At 70.8% G+C, this 18589-nt stretch carries 18 protein-coding genes and 1 pseudogene; 11 read left to right on the top strand and 8 right to left on the bottom strand.

Going from position 1 to position 18589, the window contains the following annotated elements; translation table 11 throughout:
- The first annotated feature begins 7 nt into the window (after nt 1-7).
- From G9Q37_RS07335 to G9Q37_RS07355, 5 genes and pseudogenes are all read left to right on the top strand, one after another.
- Nucleotides 8-757 carry an electron transfer flavoprotein subunit beta/FixA family protein gene (locus tag G9Q37_RS07335; RefSeq protein WP_166226545.1) on the top strand — a complete coding sequence of 250 codons (750 nt, stop codon included), beginning with the start codon at nt 8-10 and terminating at the stop codon, nt 755-757.
- Nucleotides 758-769: 12 nt separating this feature from the next.
- Nucleotides 770-1699, top strand: coding sequence for an electron transfer flavoprotein subunit alpha/FixB family protein (locus tag G9Q37_RS07340; protein WP_166226547.1), 930 nt, complete (start codon nt 770-772; stop codon nt 1697-1699).
- Between the two features lie 341 nt (nt 1700-2040).
- Entirely contained in the window at nt 2041-4956 is a 2916-nt protein-coding gene (locus tag G9Q37_RS07345) for a Tn3-like element IS1071 family transposase (RefSeq protein WP_166226538.1), read from the top strand.
- Nucleotides 4957-5099: 143 nt separating this feature from the next.
- Nucleotides 5100-5339 (top strand): annotated as a pseudogene (locus G9Q37_RS07350) (Tn3 family transposase); the annotation flags it as partial.
- 99 nt (nt 5340-5438) lie between these two features.
- Entirely contained in the window at nt 5439-5636 is a 198-nt protein-coding gene (locus G9Q37_RS07355) for a hypothetical protein (protein ID WP_063570105.1), read from the top strand.
- A 111-nt stretch (nt 5637-5747) separates the two neighbouring features.
- Here the strand turns inward: G9Q37_RS07355 and G9Q37_RS07360 are convergent, their stop codons facing one another.
- Nucleotides 5748-6551 (bottom strand): class I SAM-dependent methyltransferase, encoded by an 804-nt coding sequence (locus G9Q37_RS07360; RefSeq protein WP_205710733.1) that lies wholly within the window; start codon nt 6549-6551, stop codon nt 5748-5750.
- A 32-nt stretch (nt 6552-6583) separates the two neighbouring features.
- Between G9Q37_RS07360 and G9Q37_RS07365 the strand changes: the two genes are divergently transcribed.
- Nucleotides 6584-7591 (top strand): LysR family transcriptional regulator, encoded by a 1008-nt coding sequence (locus tag G9Q37_RS07365; RefSeq protein ID WP_166226549.1) that lies wholly within the window; start codon nt 6584-6586, stop codon nt 7589-7591.
- 10 nt (nt 7592-7601) lie between these two features.
- On the opposite strand, the gene G9Q37_RS07370 is transcribed toward G9Q37_RS07365, so the two are convergent.
- Together G9Q37_RS07370 and G9Q37_RS07375 are read right to left on the bottom strand one after the other, a co-directional pair.
- Nucleotides 7602-8567, bottom strand: a complete 966-nt coding sequence (locus G9Q37_RS07370) for a tripartite tricarboxylate transporter substrate binding protein (protein ID WP_166226551.1) — start codon at nt 8565-8567, stop codon at nt 7602-7604.
- A gap of 143 nt (nt 8568-8710) precedes the next feature.
- A complete protein-coding gene (locus G9Q37_RS07375; RefSeq protein WP_166226553.1) occupies nt 8711-9490 on the bottom strand; it encodes a class I SAM-dependent methyltransferase in 780 nt (259 codons plus the stop codon).
- A 125-nt stretch (nt 9491-9615) separates the two neighbouring features.
- Here G9Q37_RS07375 and G9Q37_RS07380 point away from each other — a divergent pair, with 125 nt between their 5' ends.
- Nucleotides 9616-10401, top strand: coding sequence for an FkbM family methyltransferase (locus tag G9Q37_RS07380; RefSeq protein ID WP_166226555.1), 786 nt, complete (start codon nt 9616-9618; stop codon nt 10399-10401).
- Here the strand turns inward: G9Q37_RS07380 and G9Q37_RS07385 are convergent.
- The 3 genes from G9Q37_RS07385 to G9Q37_RS07395 are packed head-to-tail and all read right to left on the bottom strand — an operon-like array spanning nt 10342 to nt 13420.
- Nucleotides 10342-12039: an alkaline phosphatase family protein gene (locus G9Q37_RS07385; protein WP_166226557.1), complete on the bottom strand. Its 1698-nt coding sequence runs from the start codon at nt 12037-12039 to the stop codon at nt 10342-10344. The two genes, G9Q37_RS07380 and G9Q37_RS07385, sit on opposite strands and share 60 nt — an antisense overlap.
- A complete protein-coding gene (locus G9Q37_RS07390) occupies nt 12036-12638 on the bottom strand; it encodes a YceI family protein (RefSeq protein WP_166226559.1) in 603 nt (200 codons plus the stop codon). Before G9Q37_RS07390 ends, G9Q37_RS07385 begins: the two co-directional genes overlap by 4 nt.
- A complete protein-coding gene (locus G9Q37_RS07395) occupies nt 12635-13420 on the bottom strand; it encodes a CDP-alcohol phosphatidyltransferase family protein (protein ID WP_166226561.1) in 786 nt (261 codons plus the stop codon). Before G9Q37_RS07395 ends, G9Q37_RS07390 begins: the two co-directional genes overlap by 4 nt.
- Before the next feature lie 146 nt (nt 13421-13566).
- On the opposite strand from G9Q37_RS07395, the gene G9Q37_RS07400 reads away from it, so the two are divergent.
- The 4 genes from G9Q37_RS07400 to G9Q37_RS07415 are packed head-to-tail and all read left to right on the top strand — an operon-like array spanning nt 13567 to nt 16910.
- Nucleotides 13567-14538, top strand: coding sequence for a zinc-dependent alcohol dehydrogenase (locus tag G9Q37_RS07400; RefSeq protein ID WP_166226563.1), 972 nt, complete (start codon nt 13567-13569; stop codon nt 14536-14538).
- A gap of 22 nt (nt 14539-14560) precedes the next feature.
- Nucleotides 14561-14986, top strand: coding sequence for a 6-pyruvoyl trahydropterin synthase family protein (locus G9Q37_RS07405; protein WP_166226565.1), 426 nt, complete (start codon nt 14561-14563; stop codon nt 14984-14986).
- Complete coding sequence (locus G9Q37_RS07410) at nt 14983-16050, top strand: glycosyltransferase family 4 protein (RefSeq protein ID WP_166226567.1); 1068 nt, start codon at nt 14983-14985, stop codon at nt 16048-16050. Before G9Q37_RS07405 ends, G9Q37_RS07410 begins: the two co-directional genes overlap by 4 nt.
- Entirely contained in the window at nt 16047-16910 is an 864-nt protein-coding gene (locus G9Q37_RS07415) for a class I SAM-dependent methyltransferase (protein ID WP_166226568.1), read from the top strand. Before G9Q37_RS07410 ends, G9Q37_RS07415 begins: the two co-directional genes overlap by 4 nt.
- Nucleotides 16911-16934: 24 nt before the next feature.
- Here the strand turns inward: G9Q37_RS07415 and G9Q37_RS07420 are convergent, their stop codons facing one another.
- Both G9Q37_RS07420 and G9Q37_RS07425 read right to left on the bottom strand, forming a co-directional pair.
- Nucleotides 16935-17879, bottom strand: a complete 945-nt coding sequence (locus G9Q37_RS07420; RefSeq protein ID WP_166226570.1) for a RibD family protein — start codon at nt 17877-17879, stop codon at nt 16935-16937.
- A 78-nt stretch (nt 17880-17957) separates the two neighbouring features.
- Nucleotides 17958-18554: a hypothetical protein gene (locus G9Q37_RS07425; protein ID WP_166226572.1), complete on the bottom strand. Its 597-nt coding sequence runs from the start codon at nt 18552-18554 to the stop codon at nt 17958-17960.
- Between the last annotated feature and the right edge of the window lie 35 nt (nt 18555-18589).

Genomic DNA, 18589 nt, shown 5'->3' on the forward strand with positions numbered 1-18589 from the left:
TCGCACCATGAGAATCCTCGTCCCCGTCAAACGTGTGGTGGACTACAACGTCAAGGTGCGCGTCAAGAGCGACGGCACCGGTGTGGACATCGCCAACGTCAAGATGAGCATGAACCCGTTTGACGAAATCGCGGTGGAAGAAGCCGTGCGCCTGAAGGAAAAGGGCGCGGCCACCGAGGTGATCGCCGTCTCCTGCGGCGTGGCCCAGTGCCAGGAAACCCTGCGCACGGCCATGGCCATCGGTGCCGACCGCGCCATCCTGGTCGAGACCGATGTCGAACTGCAGCCCCTGGCCGTGGCCAAGCTGCTCAAGGCCCTGGTGGACAAGGAACAGCCGGGTCTGGTGATCCTGGGCAAGCAGGCCATCGACGACGACGCCAACCAGACCGGCCAGATGCTGGCGGCCCTGGCCGACCTGCCGCAGGCCACCTTCGCCTCGAAAGTGGAAGTGGCCGGTGACAAAGCCAAAGTCACCCGCGAAATCGACGGCGGCCTGGAAACCCTGGAAGTGAGCCTGCCGGCTGTCGTCACCACCGACCTGCGCCTGAACGAGCCGCGTTACGTGACGCTGCCCAACATCATGAAGGCCAAGAAGAAGCCGCTGGAGACGGTCAAGCCGGCGGACCTGGGGGTGGATGTGACACCGCGCCTGAAGACGCTCAAGGTCGCCGAGCCGGCCAAGCGCGGTGCCGGCATCAAGGTTCCTGACGTGGCTGCCCTGGTGGACAAGCTGAAAAACGAAGCCAAAGTGATCTGAGGAAGAAACACCATGACCGCACTCGTCATTGCCGAACACGACAACGCCTCTATCAAAGGCGCGACCCTCAACACCGTGACCGCTGCCGCCCAGTGCGGGGGTGATGTGCACGTCCTGGTCGCCGGCCACAACGCCGGCGCCGCCGCCGCACAAGCTGCCCAGATCGCCGGCGTGGCCAAGGTGATCCACGCCGACGCCGAAGGCTTCGCCCACGGCCTGGCCGAGAACGTCGCCGCCCAGGTGCTGGCCATTGCCGGCGGCTACAGCCACATCCTGTTCCCCGCCACGGCCGGCGGCAAGAACGTGGCCCCGCGCGTGGCCGCCAAACTCGACGTTGCGCAGATCAGCGACATCACCAAGGTGATCAGCGCCGATACCTTCGAACGCCCGATCTACGCCGGCAACGCCATCGCCACCGTGCAGAGCGGTGACGCCACCAAGGTCATCACCGTGCGCACCACCGGCTTCGACCCGGCCGGCCAGGGCGGTTCCGCCGCCGTGGAAACGGTCGCGGCAGCAGCCGGCAACGGCAAGAGCGCCTACCTGGGCAGCGAGATCGCCAAGAACGACCGCCCCGAACTGACCGCCGCCAAGATCATCGTCAGCGGTGGCCGCGCGCTGGGCAGCAGCGAGAAGTTCAACGAAGTCATGACCCCGCTGGCCGACAAGCTGGGCGCGGCCATCGGCGCCAGCCGCGCGGCAGTCGATGCGGGCTACGCGCCCAACGACCTGCAGGTGGGCCAGACCGGCAAGATCGTGGCGCCGCAGCTGTACATCGCCGCGGGCATCTCCGGGGCCATCCAGCATCTGGCGGGCATGAAGGATTCGAAGGTGATCGTGGCGATCAACAAGGACCCCGAGGCCCCGATCTTCTCCGTCGCCGACTACGGCCTGGAGGCTGACCTGTTCTCAGCGGTGCCGGAACTGTCGGCTGCACTCTGAAAGCGCCTGCCCCTGAACGACAAGGGCGCCCACGGGGCGCCCTTTGTGTGTGGTGGGCGAGGCTCAGTCCAGAGACCAGGTGGCCGTCATTTCCGGGCGCTGGCCGTAGGTGGCGTACCAGTCGGCCACGTGGGGATGCCGCTCTCGCCAGCCCCAGTCGGCAAAGCGCAGGTCCAGGTACCACAGCGCACAACCCGGGGTCTCCTCGTTTTCAGTGCAATAAGTGACGGTACGCAAAGCTAGCACTGGCGCGGGGGTGGTCTGGGTAGACCGTTGATTTCATTGACTTTCCTGTTCGCTTTGTAAACGGGTATGGTGGCCTCCCACTTTTGAGGTTCACGATGCAGGGTTGGCACACAACGTTTTTGGGGATGCGTGGGCTCCCCCGCGATATCAGCGACTTCGAGATGAAGGCATTTTTCACCCTCGATGGTGCCGAGCGCGACGCAATCAATGCACGCCGAGGTGATTCCCACAAGCTTGGTCTGGCGCTCCATATTGGTTTCCTGCGCATGAGTGGGCGTTTGCTCGGTGCCTTTCGGGTAATTCCAGTAGCCTTGTGGCGCCACCTTGGCAACGAGCTTGGCATTGCAGCACCAGAAGTCGCCTCGCTGAGAGCCATGTATGAACGCGGGCGCACGCTATTCGATCACCAACAAGTAGCCTGCACGGTCCTTGGATTCCAGTGGATGAGCGAGCACCAGCGCCGCTCACTGGTACGTGAACTGCGCGACGAAGTGGCGCGCTGCGCCGACCGCGATCAGCTACTCGTGCGGGCGCGTCAATGGCTGTACAAGAACAAGCTGGTGATCGTGCACGAGCGGGCAATTCGGACACTGATTGCGGCGGCACTTGCCCAGCTTGAAGTTGAAACAGGCACCGCCATCGCCGCCAGCGTTGATCCAGCAACACTTGATCGCTGGCGAGCCTCAGTTTCAGAGCTGCGCCCAGATGGACAAACCCAGCAGAGTTGGCTATGGGCTGCACCGGCGAAACACTCAACCCGCCAAATCAGCGAGGTACTGGAGCGCATCGACCTGCTTTACACGCTGGACGTTCATAAGCACCTGGCAGACATCCCCGATCTCATCTTGCGCCGCTACGCGCGCCGACTTGTCTCCAGGCCGCCCTCAGCCGGAGCCAAGATCAAAGAGCCAGCGCGCACCGTGGAGGTCGCATGCTTTCTTCGGTATTGCCTGTTCACCACCACAGACCAGTTGATCCTTATGGTGCAGCGCCGGATCGCCGATCTGTGGCGTCAGGCTGCCGCCGATGTCCCCGCTACCGTCAATTGGGCCGCAATGTACAAAACGCTGCTCGGCGAACTTGTTGCCTTGAGCGCGCAAGGTGCGGTGCCAGATGCTGAGTTGCGTGCCCGTCTTGAAGCCTTGATCACCGAAACCCAGAAACGCAAACCACCGAGCAGGGCCTCCCTGGTCCGCGAGGGATTGATTGATGGAATTCGCCCCGTGCGGTCGTTGCTCGTCGCCATTGCAAAGCTGCCCTGGCAGGCCACCGGCGAGCATCCTGCCATCGAGTACCTTGCCAAGCTGCAAGCTTTATATCTCAAAGGATCCAGAAAGCTGCCAGTTGAAGTGGTGGCACCAAGTCTGGGAATGATCTGGCAGGTTTCGATCTCCAGCCCAGACCGGGAACGGGCGTTTCAGGCGTTGGAGGTGGCCACCCTGTTTGCCCTGCGCCGCGCGGTGCGCAATGGCTCGGTCTGGATTGAGCACAGCCTGAGCTTTCGGGGTCGTGCGCGCTTGTTCTTCACGGACGAGCGTTGGCAGGCAGAGTCCAAGAAACACTATGCCCGTCTATCGTTACCCAGCAAGGCTGCCACTTTCTTGAAGCCTTTGCTGGCCAGAGTAACTGCCGGTGTCGATGCGGTGGCCGCTGCAGCCCGCAGTGGCGTACTGCGCGTGGATGATGAACTCCATTTGTCGCCATTGCCCGCAGAGGACGAAGACCCAGAAGTGACCAAGCTGCGCGCGGCTTTGGATCACCGCATCGGTGAGGTTCAATTGCCGGAAGTGATTCTGGCCGTTGACGCCCAGGTGCGCTTTAGCTGGATCATGCTCGGACGTGAGCCGCGCTCTACCGACGAGCTGCTGATGGTCTATGCCGGCATCATGGCCCACGGCACCAGTCTGACTGCGGTCGAATGCGCGCGCATGATTCCGCAATTGTCTGCCACCAGCATTCGCCAGGCCATGCGCTGGGCGCGGGACGAACGGCGTCTGAGCCAGGCCTGCCAGGCTGTGCTGGAATTCATGCAGCGACACCCGATTGCCGCCACCTGGGGGCGGTCCGATTTGGCATCTTCTGACATGATGACCATGGAGACCACCAAACGGGTGTGGCAAGCCCGGCTTGATCCTCGGCGCAACACACCTTCCATTGGAATCTACTCCCATGTAAAAGACCGGTGGGGCATCTTCCATGCGCAGCCCTTTGTGCTCAATGAGCGCCAGGCGGGCGTGGCCATTGAAGGTGTCATCCGCCAAGAAAAGCTGGAGACCAGCCAGCTTGCTGTGGATACCCATGGCTACACCGACTTTGCCATGTCACATGCCCGTTTGCTTGGTTTTGATCTTTGCCCGCGGTTGAAGGAACTCAAACAGCGCCACCTCTTTGTGCCACGCGGCACCAAAGTGCCCGCAGAAATCGCTGCGGTGTGCGAAGCCAATGTCGACGTCGCTTTGATCGAAAAGCATTGGGATAGTCTGGTGCACCTGGCAGCCTCGGTCATGAGCGGACATGCCAGTGCGGTGGCAGCTCTTGCGCGGTTCGGTTCTGCCGCCCAGGGCGATCCAATCTATGAGGCTGGCGTGCAATTGGGGCGGTTGCTGCGTACGGCGTTTTTGGCTGACTACTTTGTCAAGGACGCTTTCAGGAACGAGTTGCGCCGGGTGCTCAATCGGGGCGAGGCTGTTAACGCCCTCAAGCGCGCCATTTATACCGGCCGGATCAGCCCGGCGCAGGCCAAACGTATCGATGAAATGCAGGCTGTGGCCGATGCGTTGAGCCTGATGGCCAACATCGTGATGGCGTGGAATACCTCACAGATGCAGGCGGTCCTGGATCGCTGGTCGAACCGCCGCCAGGTCATTCCACCGGAACTGATCGGGAAGATTGCGCCCACCAGGCTGGAGAGCATCAACTTGCGGGGTGTGTTTCGCTTCCCGGTTGACCGCTATGCTGACCAAATCCTGCCTTCGCGGCCAAATGCATCGATAACTGGCACCAATGGATGAAACCGACCACGGTTTGACGCCACGAATCGCAGATTTGAAAGTGAACAGGAAAGTCAATGAAATCAACGATCTACCAACACCACCTCCGCGCCAGTGCTAGCTTTTCGTACCGTCACTTATTGCACTGAAAACGAGGAGACCCCTACCGGGCTAGCGGCCTCAATCTGGTAACGGCTGCCGTCGTGTTGTGGAACACGGTCTATCTGGAACGGGCTGCGCACGCGCTGCGTGGCAACGGCCATGCCGTTGATGACGCGCTGTTGCAGTACCTGTCGCCGCTCGGTTGGGAGCACATCAACCTCACCGGCGATTACCTCTGGCGCAGCAGCGCCAAGATCGGCGCGGGCAAGTTCAGGCCGCTACGACCGCTGCAACCGGCTTAGCGTGCTTTATTTTCCGTTTTCTGAGGCGACCCCTTGACTGATCGGCTGGGAGGGAGGTGGATAGACTTCTGGTTTTTAGAACGTCGCTATGGTGTCAGCATGAAACTGAACGAAGAAAACGAACCGTTCTTCATCACCGAGGACATGGCCGCCGAGATGGCTGCTGCCGGCTACGAGTTCAAGCCTCCCGGCCATGCCAGAACGAAGAGCGTCCGCGACCTGTACGGATGGCAGCCTGGGGAGACTCTGGAGCAGGCCATTGCCCGTCAACAGCGAAGGCAGTGTTCATCCTCTTGATCTGAGCATGGCATTATTCATGGCATTAGTTGGTTGCCGTATTGTAAGTCATTGATATTTAACATGGTTTTGTGACTATAGATAATCGAGTGGGAGTGAGCCGGCCCGCGCTCAGGGCCTGCGCCCCTTGACCGCGGTCGCGCGGGCCCGCAGCACCAGCGGCTGCCCTTCGCGCGCGCCGAGTTGATCGCGCACCCGCGCCTGCAGGCGTTCGCGCGCCTCGGGGGCGAGCGAGGCGAAGAGGGCGCGCAGGCGCGGGTTGCCCTGGGCGCTGCGCCAGACCTGATCGGTGCTGTCGAAGGCCCGTTGCACCTCGAAGCAGGCCGTCTGCACGCCGACCAGGCCGGCCTCGCGCCAGAGCGTTTGCGAGGCCTCGGGCGATGACACCCAGTTGCTCGGCGGCGGCGGCAGCCCGTGCCCGTCGGCGCGCACCGCGTCGAGGATGGCCTGCAGCGGAAAGCCGCCGCCGGCCATGTCCCAGTGGTAGGCGGCGATGGTGCCGCCCGGGCGCACCACCCGCACCAGCTCGCGCAGGCCCAGCGCCGGATCGGGCAGAAAGAACAGCACCAGGGCCATCACGGCCGCGTCCACGCTGGCGTCGGGCAGGGGCAGCGCCTGGGCGTCGCCCGCGTGCCAGCGCGCACCGGGCAGGCCCGGCCGCTCGCGCGCATACGCCAGTTGCGCGGGCGAAGGGTCCACCCCCACCAGCGAGGCTGGCCGCTGGCGGCGCGCCAGCACCTCGGTGAAGCTGCCGTTGCCGCAGCCGTCGTCGAGCCAGTCGAGGCCCGGGGGCAGCGCCAGCCAGTCGAGAAAAGGGTCCGCGACCCGCGCGCTCCAGCGGCCCATCATCTCTTCGTAGGCCACGCCGTCGTCGAACAGGAAGCGCGGCGGGCCGCTGCCGTTCGTGGTTGCCAAGGGCTGCTCGCTCACGCCACACTCCTTTCATCATGGACAAGCTCAAGGCGATCCAGTACTTCCTGGCCGCGGCGCAAACGGGCAGCCTGTCGGCGGCGGCGCGCCAGCAGGGCGTCAGCCTGCAGGCCGTGGCCAAGCTTGTGGGCGCCCTTGAGGCACAACTGGGCACGCCTTTGTTCCAGCGCGGCAGCCGGGGCCTGCGGCTCACCGCCGATGGGGCGCAGTACGCCGAAGCCTGCGCACCGCTGCTTGCCCAGTTGCAGGCGGCCGACGAGGGCCTGCGCCAAGCCCGGCTGCGTCCGCAGGGCACCCTGGTGGTGGGCGGCACGCCCTTTCTGATCCAGCACTGCATCGTGCCGGCGCTGCCGGCCTTTCACGCCGCCTACCCCGATCTCACGCTCGATCTGCGCACGGTGCTTCACCTCGAAGAGTCGGCCAGCAAGGACTGCGATCTGCTGCTGCTGCACGGCTGGTTCGAGGCCGGCAGCTGGGTGCGGCGCGAGCTGCCGGTGATGGCGCAGGTCACCGCGGCCACGCCGGGATACTGGAAGCGCCACGGCACGCCACGCCACCCGCGCGATCTCACCGACCACATCTGCCTGAGCTACCGCAACCCTTACGGCAAGCTGCTCGATCTGTGGCGCTACCGCCAGGCCGGGGCGCAAGGCGACCAGATCGAGGAGGTGGTGGTTCGCGGGTGGCTCAGTTCGAACCACCGCGACAACCTGCTCGAACTGGCGCTGGCCGATGGGGGCGTGATGCGCATCGCCTACGCCACCGCCCAGCCCGAGCTGGCGAGCGGCCGTCTGGTGCCGGTGCTGCCCGATTGGGAGCTCATGGACCCGCCGCCGCTGGCCATGTATTTCCGGCCGGCATTGCGGCGTGCCTTGCGCCTGCGCGTGTTTGCCGACTTCGTCGCGGCCCACTGCGCCGACCTGTCGCGCCTCACCAGCGCCAAGGGCGAGTCGAGCGTCGACGGTCGCCCCGCCTGGCACCACGGCAACAGCCGCCGCGCCTCGAGCTGGCTCGCCCATCGCTAGCCTGCGCGCATCAGTCGATGCTGGCGCCGGTTTCGCGCACGAACTGCACGTACTGCGCCTCGGCCTGTTGCATGAGCTCGCGTGTCTCGGCCGGCGAGCGGGCGTTGCCCACGATCATCAGCCGCTCCATCTCCTGGCGGAACTCGGGCGTCTGGGCGGCCTGGCGGGCCGCGCTGGCGAGCCGCTCGACGATGTCTGCGGGCAGCCGGGGCGGGCCGAGCACGAAATGCGCCGTGATCAGCGGCGGCACCGCCACGCCGGCCTCGGCCAGGGTGGGCACGGTGGGCAGCGCTGCGATGCGCTCGGACATGCTGCAGCCGAGCATCACGAGCTTGCCGGCCCGCACGTGCGGCACGCTGGCCCCCACGGGCAGCACCGCGGCCTGGATGCGTCCTTCGAGCAGGTCGGGCAGCAATTGCGGCGCGCCCTTGTAGGGCACGCGGTCGAGCGCGAATCCGAGCGCCGAGGTGACCTGTCCGGCCACCATGTCTTCCGACACGTTGTTGGAGCCGCGCAGCAGCGGTCGGGGGCTGGCCTTGGCGTGGGCCGCGAACTCGGCGAGCGTGCGCACCGCCAGGCCGGCCGGCACCACCAGGCATTGCGTGTTGCCGCCGATGGCCGCGATCGGCGTGAACTCTGCCAGCGACCTGTAGGGCGAGGCCTTGCTCAGGTGGGGCAGGCCGGCGTTGGAGGCCAGCGCAAAGAACAGGGTGTGGCCATCGGCAACGGCATTGAGCACGGCCGCGGCACCGATGCCGGTGTTGCCACCGGGGCGGTTGTCCACCACAACCTCCTGGCCGAGCGTGGCGCCCATGCCCTTGGCCAGCGCGCGGGCCGCGGCGTCGCTCGGGCCACCGGCCGGTGTGGGCACGATCAGGCGCACCGGCCTGGCGGGAAAGGCCACCTGCGCGAGCGCAGAGGCGGTGCACAGCGCGAGCGCGGCCCACACGATCAGGCGGCGGGTCGGGCGGATCATTTGCGGCGTCGGGTGCATCTGCGGCTCCTGAGGGGGAATGGGCGCAGTGTGGCCGTGCGGGGCAGCCCTTGGGAAGGCACGCGCGTGCGCAGGCAGCCTGAACTTTCGGTTCAGGCTGGCCGGGTGGGCGGGTGCCGCCCGGCTCAGCAGAAGCTGAGGTTCGCCCCCAGCCGCCCGTTGCGGATGCGCGCCGCCGTGATGAGCTGGTGCGGCAGCTCCACGAAGGGGATGTCGGCGTTCACCAGCACGGTGTCGATCGCCTCCACCATGTGCGATCCCTTGCGTGCCAGCACCACGTCGGTCCAGTCGGTGTTGGTCATGGCCACGGGCACGAAATCGCTGCGCTTGATGAAGCTGCCCAGGGCTTCGAGCACGCCCAGGTTCTGGCGCGCGCCTTTCTCGCTGTGGCAGCAGTCGTTGAGCATGAGCAGGCCGTCGGGGCGCACCAGGTCCTGGTAGGTCATGAGGTCGCGCAGCACGTATTCGTACTGGTGGTTCGCGTCCACGTAGAGCAGGTCGAGCCCGCGGCCGGCCACGCGCTGGCGCACGGTTTCGTAGGCGCTGTAAGAGTCCTGGCGGATCAGGCTCACCTCGCTGTGGCCTTCGAACTTGCTCGCGCAGCTCTGGTACAGGCGCTCCCAGGTCTGCGGGTCGTCCATCGGCCCGCCGTAGTAGTAGGCGTACTCGGCCACCGGCGTGACCCAGGGCGGCAGTTGTTCGAAGGGGCAGTAGGCGGCGTTCGACGCGGCGCTCCAGGCGTCCACCAGCAGCAGTTGCTCGGGGCGCAGGGCCTGGTGCAGTTGCAGCGCGTTGTCGCCCTTGAGCACGCCGAGTTCGGCCACGGTGGGCACGCGGTCGAAGGCGTCGAACACGGCGGCCAGCACCTGGTACAGGCCTTCGCGCGGGGTGATGCAGATCTTCATGCGGGGAGCTCGGGTGTGGGCATGCCACGAGGCTACCGGCTGCGCCCGACGGCGATGCGCCGAAAAGCCCGGCGATTCGCGCGCAAACCGCCGGCGCGGGCCAGACCCGCAGCTATCCTGCGGCCATGACCGCACGCGCCCCCTGGATCGACGCCCTCCACAGCCGCCTCGGCCTGTGGCGCTCGCTGCTGATCTACCACGGCATTCCGGGGCGGCGCGCGCGGCTGCGGCGCTTCTACCGCCGCTTCGTGCCCGCGGGCGGGCTGGCCTTCGACGTCGGCGCGCACACGGGCAACCGCCTGCAGGCCTTTCTCGAGCTGGGCGCGCGCGTGGTCGCGGTGGAGCCGCAGCCCGCACTCTCGGCGCGGCTGGCGCGGCGTTTTGCGCCCGCGGTGCAGGCCGGCCGGGTGGTGCTGTTCGAGGGTGCGCTGGGCCGCGCCGAAGGCCGTGCGCCCCTGTTCGCGAGCCCGCGCACGCCCACGGTGGCCACGCTGTCGGGCGACTTCGTGGCGCGCGCCGGGGCGAGCGCGTCGTTTCGCGGCGTGCGCTGGCAGCCCGGGCCCTCGGTGGCGGTGGGCACGCTCGACGCGCTCATCGCGCAGCACGGCGTGCCCGACTTCGTGAAGATCGACGTCGAGGGTTTCGAGCCCGAGGTGCTCATGGGCCTGAGCCAGGCGCTGCCCGCGCTGTCCTTCGAATTCGTGCCCGCGGTGCGCGACCTGGCGCTGGCCTGCGTGGACCGGCTCGAAGCACTCGCCGGCCCCGGCCGCTACCGCTATGCGGTCTCGCTGGGCGAGCAGTTGCGGCTGCGCCCGCCCGAAGGCCTGAACGCCGCAGCCCTGCGCGCCTGGCTAGGTGCCTTGCCCGAGGGCGCGCCGTCGGGCGACGTGCATGCCTGGCTCGCCGGGTGAGTCGGCGTCGTCGGGCGGCTGCGGCGCATCGAAGGCGTCGAGCAGCACGCGCGTGAGGCGGTGCAGGGGCCCGAGGCTTTGCGCCGGCGGCGTGAGGCCGGGCACGAAGCCTTCGTCGATCAGGTGCTGGCGCAGCGCACCGCGCGCGCCCACCACGTGCACCGGCACCTCCCAGGGCGCGCCGCGCCCGCTCACCGCACCGGGCGGCTGGTGGTCGCCCACCACGATCAGCAGCTGCGGCGCGGCCCGCGGCTGGCGCAGGTGCTGCGCGAGCCAGGCGTACTGGCCGCGCAGGCTGTCGAGGTAGGGCGCGAGCGGATCGCGCAGCGCGAGCGGCGCGGCCAGCGCGCGGGCCGCCTCGTCGGCGCTGTAGGCCTGCGGACCGGTGAGGCGCTGCACCTCGTCCACGAAGGGCGCGAGCGGGTGGAAGGGCGCGTGCGTGCTGGTGGTGGGAAACACCACGAAGCGCGGCCGCGCGTCGTCGGCGCGCGCGGGCGCATCGAGCTCCTGCGCGCGCAGCAGCGCCATCGCGGCCTGGTCGGGGATGCGCCAGTAACCGAAGTCGGGCCCCTGGTAGCCGATGCCGGCGTCGTCGGCGAGGCGCTCGAAGCCGTAGAAGCGGCCCTCGGGCCAGGGGCGTTTGAGGCCCGGCATCCAGCCCACGGTGCGGTAGCCGTGGTTCGCGAAATGCCGAACGAGTGTGGGCCGATCGCTGGTGAGCAGCAGGTCGTGGTCGGCCGGGTCGTGCGTGTCCACGCCCGCGAGCAGCCCCGCGTGGGCGAGCCAGGAAGCGCCGCCGAAGGTGGGCGAGCCCACGCGCGCGCTCAGCACCTCCAGGCCTTGCGCGCGAGCCGTGGCCTCGAAGGCCGCGCGCGCGCCGGCCAGGGCCGCGGCCTGATCGGGCCGGTCGAAGGCCACCATGCCGTACGACTCGGCGAACACCAGCAGCACGTCGCCCGGCCCCTGCGGCGTGGCCAGGGCCTGCAGGCCGCCGTCGAAGGCCGGGCTCTCGCCCAGGCCGTCGTGCTGGGCGGGCAGCACCACGCGCGCCAGCAGCCCGGCCTGCTGCCACAGCGTGGGCGTGACCGGCAGCGAAAAGAACCAGCGCGTGTCGCGCTCGCCCGGCACGTAGGCCGCGAAGCTCGCGCTGAGCGCGGCCACCCCGGCCAGCAGCCAGGGCCGCGGGCGCGGCGCCTGCAAGGCCTGCGCGAGCACCGCGATCAGCGCGCGCACGGCGAGCACGAGCAGCGCGCCGCCGAGCAGCAGGGCGGCTGCGGCCGCCGCCACCTGCCACGCGGGCACCGAGCCCGCGGCCACGCGCAGCAGCTCCAGCGCGTGCCGGCCGTCCCAATAGAGATTCACCGGGCGCCCGAGCAGCGCGGGCGCGGTCACGTTGGCGTAGCGCACCAGCACCAGCGCCACGAAGCCCAGCGCGAGCAGCGTCAGCGCACGCCGGCCCGGCAGGCCGCGCCAGGCCATCCAGGCCAGCAGCGCGGCCAGGCCCAGGCAGAGCTCGAACGACAGCCGCGGCATGGCGTGCACGCCGAGACCGGGCCAGCGGTTCTCGAAGGTGAGCAGGGCGTTGAGCAGCGCGAACGCGCCGCCGAAGCGCAGCAGCCAGGCCAGGCCTGGCGTCACTGGCGCACCGCCTCGAACTCGATGATCAGCGGCACCTCGTCGCCCACCCAGCCGTTGGCCACGGCGTAGTTCATGCCGTAGGCGCTGCGCTTGAAGCTGCCGCGCGCGGACACGCCCATCACATAGGGCTTGCGGCCGAAGCCGCCGGCCACGGGCGACTCGCCGCTCTTGTTCCAGGTGGCCTGCAAGGTGAGCGGCTGCGACTTGCCCAGCAGCTCGAGCTGGCCCGCGATCTCGAACTGCCGATCGCCCGTGCGTTTGGCGCTGCTGGCGGTGAACACCATGCGCGGGAACTCACTGCTGTTGAGGAAGTCGGGGCCCTTGAGGTGCTCGTCGCGCTTGCGCTGGTTGGTGAACACGCTCGCGGTTTCCACTTCGATGCGCACGTCCGACAGCGCGCCCGTGGCCTCGTCGAAGCGGTAGCTGCCGCGCGCCGAGCGGAACAGGCCCAGCACCTTGGCGTAACCCACGTGGTCCACCAGGAAGCCGATGGAGATGTGGTCGGGGTCGAGCTCGTAGCGCGCGGGCTGGGCCTGGGCGGCGGGGGTGGCCAGGGCCAGCGCGAGGGCGGCCGTGGCGAGCAGGGCAGGGGTCTTCATGGCGCGGTCTCCGGTGAGGCCCGGTGCTGCCGGGCCAGGTAACGCACGTCCACGGCGAACGAGGCCGTGAGCAGCAGCAGGCTGAGCGCCGCGATGGCCGTGGCCAGCGGCGCGGGCACGATGGGCCCCAGGCACACGATGAGCGCGGTGATCTGCACCACGCACACGGTCTGGCGGCGTTTGCTGGGCGGCAGCGGGCCATTGAGCCAGGGCCACAGCGCCGCCGCGGCCACGAAGGCGTAGCGCATCAGGCCCGAGGCCAGCACCCAGGGCCCCGCCTGCCCGGCCTGCCACACCAGCGCACTCAGCACCAGGGTGAAGGCGGCGTCGGTCTCCATGTCGAAGCGCGCGCCGAAGCGGCTCGCCAAGCCTTCGCGCCGCGCGAGGTGGCCGTCGAGCAGGTCGAGCACGGCGATCAGCGTGGCGAAGCCGATCAGGGCCCAGCCCGCCGGCCCCTGGGCCAGCGGCAGGCCGTCGCCCACCAGCCCCGCCACCAGCGCCATACCGGCCAGGCGCAGCAGCGTCACGCGGTTGGCCGCGCCGAAGCGCGCGTGCGGGTGCGCGCCGCCGGCCAGCCCGCGCCACACCAGCAGCGCGCCGATCGAATAGGCCGCCAGCGCCTTGAGCACGTGGTCGGCCCCGAGGCCGAACACCGCATCCAGCGCGGCCGTCGCGGCCGCCAGCAGCAGGCCCACGGCCAGCAGCGCACGCGCGGCCTCGCGCCGCAGCGCGCGGGCCGGTGCGTCGGCGGGGGCATGGTCGGGTGCGAGGGTGGGATTCATGGCGGGTCGCGGAGCGGGTCGCGGTCAGGCCTTCTAAGATGCGTGCAGCCCCCCGAGGTTGCGCGGCTTGGCCGCGCGGCGCAAGTCGGCGCCCCGAATAACCCCAACCCAGGCCCGTGACCGCTCCTTCGCCCCCCGACGCCCCCATGGCCGCGCTGGCCTGCTGGATCACCGGTCCTTCGCGGGCCGAGATCCGCGCCGAAACCCTGGGCCCGCTGCGCGAGGGCGAGGTGCGCGTGCGCTGCCTGCACAGCGGCGTGAGCCGCGGCACCGAAGGCCTGGTGTTCCGCCACGAGGTGCCCGCGAGCGAGGCGCAGCGCATGCGCGCCCCCTTCCAGGTGGGCGATTTCCCTTCGCCCGTGAAGTACGGCTATGTGAGCGTGGGCCGCGTGGAGGCCGGGCCCGCCGATCTGCTCGGCCGCGTGGTGTTCTGCCTGCACCCGCACCAGACCGTGTTCCAGGTGCCCGCGGCCGCGGTCACGCCGCTGCCCGAGGGCGTGCCGCCCGCGCGCGCCGTGCTCGCGGCGAACCTGGAGACCGCGGTCAACGCGCTGTGGGACGCGCCCCCGCGCGTCGGCGACCGCGTGAGCGTGGTGGGCGGCGGCACGCTGGGCCTGCTGGTGGCCTGGCTCGCGGCGCGCATGCCGGGCTGCGCGGTGCAGGTCGTGGACACGAACCCCGGCCGCGCCGCGCTCGCGCAGGCGCTGGGCGCGGACTTTGCACTGCCCGAGGCCGCGCGCGGCGAGGCCGACCTCGTCGTGCACGCGAGCGGGCACCCGGCGGGCCTGGCCACGGCGCTGCGGCTCGCGGGCTTCGAGGCCACGGTGCTCGAACTGAGCTGGTACGGCACGCGCTCGGTGCCGTTGCCGCTGGGCGAGGCCTTTCACGCGCAGCGCCTCACGCTGCGCAGCTCGCAGGTGGGGCAGGTGGCCACGGCGCAGCGCGCGCGCTGGACGCATGGCCGCCGGCTCGCGCTGGCCCTGTCGCTGCTGACCGACCCGGCGCTCGACCGCCTCATCACCCACCACGCGCCGTTTCACGAACTGCCCCAGGTGCTGGCGCGCCTGGCCGCGGGCGACCGCGACACGCTGTGCCAGCGCATCGACCACCCCGCCTGAGACCGACACCCGAGACCTCCGCATGTACAGCGTCACCGTCCGAGACCACTTCATGATCGCGCACAGCTTCCGCGGCGCGGTCTTCGGCCCCGCCCAGGCCCTGCACGGCGCCACCTACGTGGTCGATATCGAACTGCGCCGGCCCGCGCTCGACCCCGACGGCATCGTGGTCGACATCGGCCTGGCCACGCAGGTGCTGCACGAAGAACTGGGCCGCCTGAACTTCCGCAACCTCGACGAGCTGCCCGAGTTCGCGGGCCGCAACACCACCACCGAATTCCTCGCGCGCGTGGTGTTCGACCGCCTCGCACAGCGCATCGCTGCGGGCGATCTGGGCCCGCACGCGGTGCCGGGCAGCGCCACCGGCGGGCTCACGGCCCTGCGCGTGTCCTTGCAGGAATCGCACGTGGCCTGGGCGGCCTACGAAGGCCCGCTCGTGGCGGCATGAGTGCGCGCGCGCCCTGGGTGCTGCTGGTGCCGGGCGATCTGCACACGCCCACGGGCGGCTACGCGTACGACCGCCGGCTGCTCCAGGCCTGGCGCGCGCAGGGCCGGGCGGTGGACGTGCTGCGCCTGGACGGCGACTGGCCGCACCCCGACGCCGTGGCGCTGGCGCGCGCTGCGGCTGCGCTGGCCGCGCTGCCCGATGGCGCCTGCGTGGTGGCCGACGGCCTGGCCTTCGGCGTGCTGGCCGCGCAGGTGGCGCCGCACGCGCAGCGCCTGCGCTGGGTCGCGCTGGTGCACCACCCGCTGCACCTCGAAACCGGGCTGGCTCCCGCGCTCGCCGAAGGCCTGCGGCGGCAGGAAGGTGAAGCCTTGCGCCACGCGCACCAGGTGGTGGTGCCCAGCCCGCACACCGCGCACGACGTGGCCGCATTGGGCGTGCCGGCCGCGCGCATCGCGGTGGTCGAGCCGGGCGCGGACCCGGTTGCGGTGCCCGCGCCGCGGCCGCGCGCACCCGACGGGCCGGTCGAACTGCTCTGCGTGGCCACGCTGACCCCGCGCAAGGACCACGGCCTGCTGCTGCGCGCGCTCGGCGGGCTGCTGCACCTGGACTGGCGGTTGCACGCCGTGGGCAGCGCCACGCGCGACGCCGCGCACGCCCGGGCCCTGCACGCGTTGACCGCGTCGGGCCCGCTCGCGCCGCGCGTGGTGTGGCACGGCGAGCTGGCCGAGGCCGCGCTGCAGGCGCGCTATGCCGCGGCCGACGCGTTCGTGCTGGCCTCGCGCCACGAGGGCTACGGCATGGTGATCAACGAGGCCCTGCAGCACGGCCTGCCCGTGGTGGCCAGCCGCGCGGGCGCGCTCGCGCAGACCGTGCCGCCCGAGGCCGGCCTGCTGGTGCCGGCGGGCGACGAGTCCGCGTGGCGCGCGGCGCTCGCGGCCGTGATCGGCGACGCCGCGCTGCGCGCGCGGCTCGCGGCCGGTGCGCGTGCCGCGGCCCAGCACCTGCCCGCCTGGCCGCAGCAGGCCGCGCGCTTCGCGGCGCTGATCGACGCGGTGGTGGCATGAAGGCCGGCGCCGCGTTCAGCGCCGACTGGCTCGCGCTGCGCGAGCCTTTCGATGCCGCGGCGCGCGCCGCATCGGCGCCGCTGCTGCAGGCCTTGCGCGCGCGCGCGCCCGCCAGCGGGCCCTGGCGGGTGATGGACCTGGGCTGCGGGACCGGCGCCAACCTGCGCTGGCTCGCGCCGCGCCTGGGCGGCGCGCAGCAATGGCTGGTGATCGATCACGACGAATCGCTGCTCGCGCGCTGGGACCATCAGCCCGGCTTCGCGCCTTCGGACGCGGGGCGCCTGCGCTGGCAGGGCGCGGGCTTCAGCGCCGAGGTGCTGCGCCGCCAGACCGATCTCGCGCGCGGCTTTGCGGCCTTGCCCTGGGCCGCGGCCCAATTGGTCACGGCCTCGGCGCTGCTCGATCTGGTGGGCGAGGCGTGGTTGCGCGCGCTGGTGGCGCACGCCAGCGGCGCGCGCGCCACGCTGTTCTTCGCGCTCAGCGTGGACGGCCGTCACGCCTGGTCGCCGCGCGATCCGCACGACGCCGCCGTGGACACGCTGTTCGCCGCCCACCAGCGGCGCGACAAGGGCCTGGGACCGGCGCTGGGCGCGCAGGCCGTGCCCATGCTGGCGCGGCTGCTGCGCGAGCGCGGCTACCGCGTGCGGCTGGCGCGCAGCGACTGGCGCGTGGCCGCGCCGCACGACCCGGACGGCGCGCTGCAGCGCGCGCTGATCGAGGGCCTGGCGCGCGCTGCGCAGGAGCAGGATCCGGCGCAGGCGCCGCTGGTGCGCGGCTGGCGCGAGCGCCGGCTTGCGCAGGTGGCGCGCGGCCGCCTGCGGGTGGGGCATCTGGACCTGCTGGCCTGGCCCGCGCGCTGAGGCCCGCCGCGCGGCGCGATGGACTCAGCCGCCCGCGGCGCCGGCTGCGAGGTCGAGGTCCCAAAGCACGTCGTCGCCCAGCACCACCATGCGCGCGGGCGGGCGGGGGCAGTCGGCCATCACCGCGTGCGGCGGCACGCGCAGGCCGCGCCGGCCTTCGCCCACCAGCACCGGCGCCACCGACAGGTGCAGCCGCTGCAGCAGCCCGGCCGCGAAAAAGCGCGACACCGTGACACCGCCGCCTTCGACGAACAGCACACGCAGGCCGCGCGCGGCCAGGGCCTGCAGCGCGCGCGGCAGCTCGCACGCGCCGCCGTCGCCGAGCAGGCCGGGCACGGGCACCACCTCGGCCGTCGCGGCCGCGCCCGGCGCCGCGGCGCTGCGCCAGCGCGCGCGGGCGGACTCGGCGTGGCGCGCGTCGCAGACCCACAGCGTGGGCGCCTGGCCGTCGTGCAGGGCGCGCGCCTGGCCATCGAGCCGTGCCTCGGGGTCGAGCAGCACGCGCACCGGGTGCGGCCCGCTCACCCGGCGGGTGGTGAGCTGCGGGTTGTCGATCGCCACCGTGCCCGCGCCCACCAGCACCGCGTCGCACAGCGCGCGCAGGCGATGCAGGTGCACCAGGCTGTGGGCGCCGTTCACGTAGTAGGAATCGCCCGTGGCGGTGGCCACGAAGCCGTCCAGGCTCTGGCCCATCTGGGCCACCACCCAGGGCGTCTCGTGCGCCCGGCTGCGCGCGTCGAGCAGCGGGCGGTAGAGGTCGAACAGCGCCTGGCAGCGCGCGTCCACCGGCTGCGCCAGGCGCCAGCCCGTGTCGGGCTGGAAGGCGAGGGCGGTGGTGGGCCGGCCGTGGCGCACCGCGAGCAGGGCCTCCCACACGGCGGGCCAGTCGGGTGGCACGTCGGCAAGCCCGCCCGGTCCAGGCTCGGTCGGGTCGGGCAGGCGGCGCGCGGACTCGGGGGACAGCAGCATGCGGGCATCATGGCACCGCCCCCCCGCGGCCGGCCAGCGGCGCGTGTTACACCCTGTGGCCCGCTCACCTACCCGTGTTCAGCGCCAGCCGGGCGTGTAATAAGGGTCGTCCGTCTTGGGTGCGCCGCGGGCCGCCTCAGCCACGCGCCACTGCCCGGCCACCAGCAGCGCGAGGGCCAGCAGCACGGCCGCGAGCGGCAGCAGCGCGGCCAGGCCGGGGCGCGTGCCCGCCTTCGGCGGCAGCCACACGGCGGCGAGCAGCACCGCGAGCGCCGCGGCGGGCATGAGCGCGAGTTGCGCGAGCAGCAGCGATCCGCCCAGCCCCGCGAGCGCCGCCAGGGCCAGCGCGAGCAGGCCCGTGGTCACCAGCACAGCGGTGGCGCGGCCGCGCGACAGCGGCGCCGCGGCGCGGGGCCAGCGCGCCAGGGCCAGCCCGGCGCCCAGCGCCAGCAGCCCGACCCAGGGCAGCCACTGCGCGTGCGCCGTGGGCGGCCACACCGGCCCGGGCCACACCAGGAACGCCGCGGCGAGCCCGAGTGCCGCGCCCCAGGGTGCCCACGCCGGCCGCAGCGCACGCAGGGCCAGCAGGGCCAAGGCACAGGCCAGCGCGGGCAGCACCAGGCTCTGGAACAGCGGGTGGTGGACGAAGGACCAGTCGGTGATCGGGACAGGCATGGGCGGCCCCCGTGGCAGTGACCGGCGGCCATCAT

It is taken from the genome of Hydrogenophaga crocea (genome assembly GCF_011388215.1).
Classification (GTDB): domain Bacteria; phylum Pseudomonadota; class Gammaproteobacteria; order Burkholderiales; family Burkholderiaceae_C; genus Hydrogenophaga; species Hydrogenophaga crocea.

Coding starts and splice junctions, on each gene's coding strand:
- G9Q37_RS07340 (WP_166226547.1), top strand. CDS start 770: ATGACCGCACTCGTCATTGCCGAACACGACAACGCCTCTATCAAAGGC.
- G9Q37_RS07410 (WP_166226567.1), top strand. CDS start 14,983: ATGAGTGCGCGCGCGCCCTGGGTGCTGCTGGTGCCGGGCGATCTGCAC.
- G9Q37_RS07395 (WP_166226561.1), bottom strand. CDS start 13,420: ATGAATCCCACCCTCGCACCCGACCATGCCCCCGCCGACGCACCGGCC.
- G9Q37_RS07345 (WP_166226538.1), top strand. CDS start 2,041: ATGCAGGGTTGGCACACAACGTTTTTGGGGATGCGTGGGCTCCCCCGC.
- G9Q37_RS07380 (WP_166226555.1), top strand. CDS start 9,616: ATGACCGCACGCGCCCCCTGGATCGACGCCCTCCACAGCCGCCTCGGC.
- G9Q37_RS07375 (WP_166226553.1), bottom strand. CDS start 9,490: ATGAAGATCTGCATCACCCCGCGCGAAGGCCTGTACCAGGTGCTGGCC.
- G9Q37_RS07365 (WP_166226549.1), top strand. CDS start 6,584: ATGGACAAGCTCAAGGCGATCCAGTACTTCCTGGCCGCGGCGCAAACG.
- G9Q37_RS07390 (WP_166226559.1), bottom strand. CDS start 12,638: ATGAAGACCCCTGCCCTGCTCGCCACGGCCGCCCTCGCGCTGGCCCTG.
- G9Q37_RS07420 (WP_166226570.1), bottom strand. CDS start 17,879: ATGCTGCTGTCCCCCGAGTCCGCGCGCCGCCTGCCCGACCCGACCGAG.
- G9Q37_RS07405 (WP_166226565.1), top strand. CDS start 14,561: ATGTACAGCGTCACCGTCCGAGACCACTTCATGATCGCGCACAGCTTC.
- G9Q37_RS07415 (WP_166226568.1), top strand. CDS start 16,047: ATGAAGGCCGGCGCCGCGTTCAGCGCCGACTGGCTCGCGCTGCGCGAG.
- G9Q37_RS07400 (WP_166226563.1), top strand. CDS start 13,567: ATGGCCGCGCTGGCCTGCTGGATCACCGGTCCTTCGCGGGCCGAGATC.
- G9Q37_RS07425 (WP_166226572.1), bottom strand. CDS start 18,554: ATGCCTGTCCCGATCACCGACTGGTCCTTCGTCCACCACCCGCTGTTC.
- G9Q37_RS07370 (WP_166226551.1), bottom strand. CDS start 8,567: ATGATCCGCCCGACCCGCCGCCTGATCGTGTGGGCCGCGCTCGCGCTG.
- G9Q37_RS07335 (WP_166226545.1), top strand. CDS start 8: ATGAGAATCCTCGTCCCCGTCAAACGTGTGGTGGACTACAACGTCAAG.
- G9Q37_RS07355 (WP_063570105.1), top strand. CDS start 5,439: ATGAAACTGAACGAAGAAAACGAACCGTTCTTCATCACCGAGGACATG.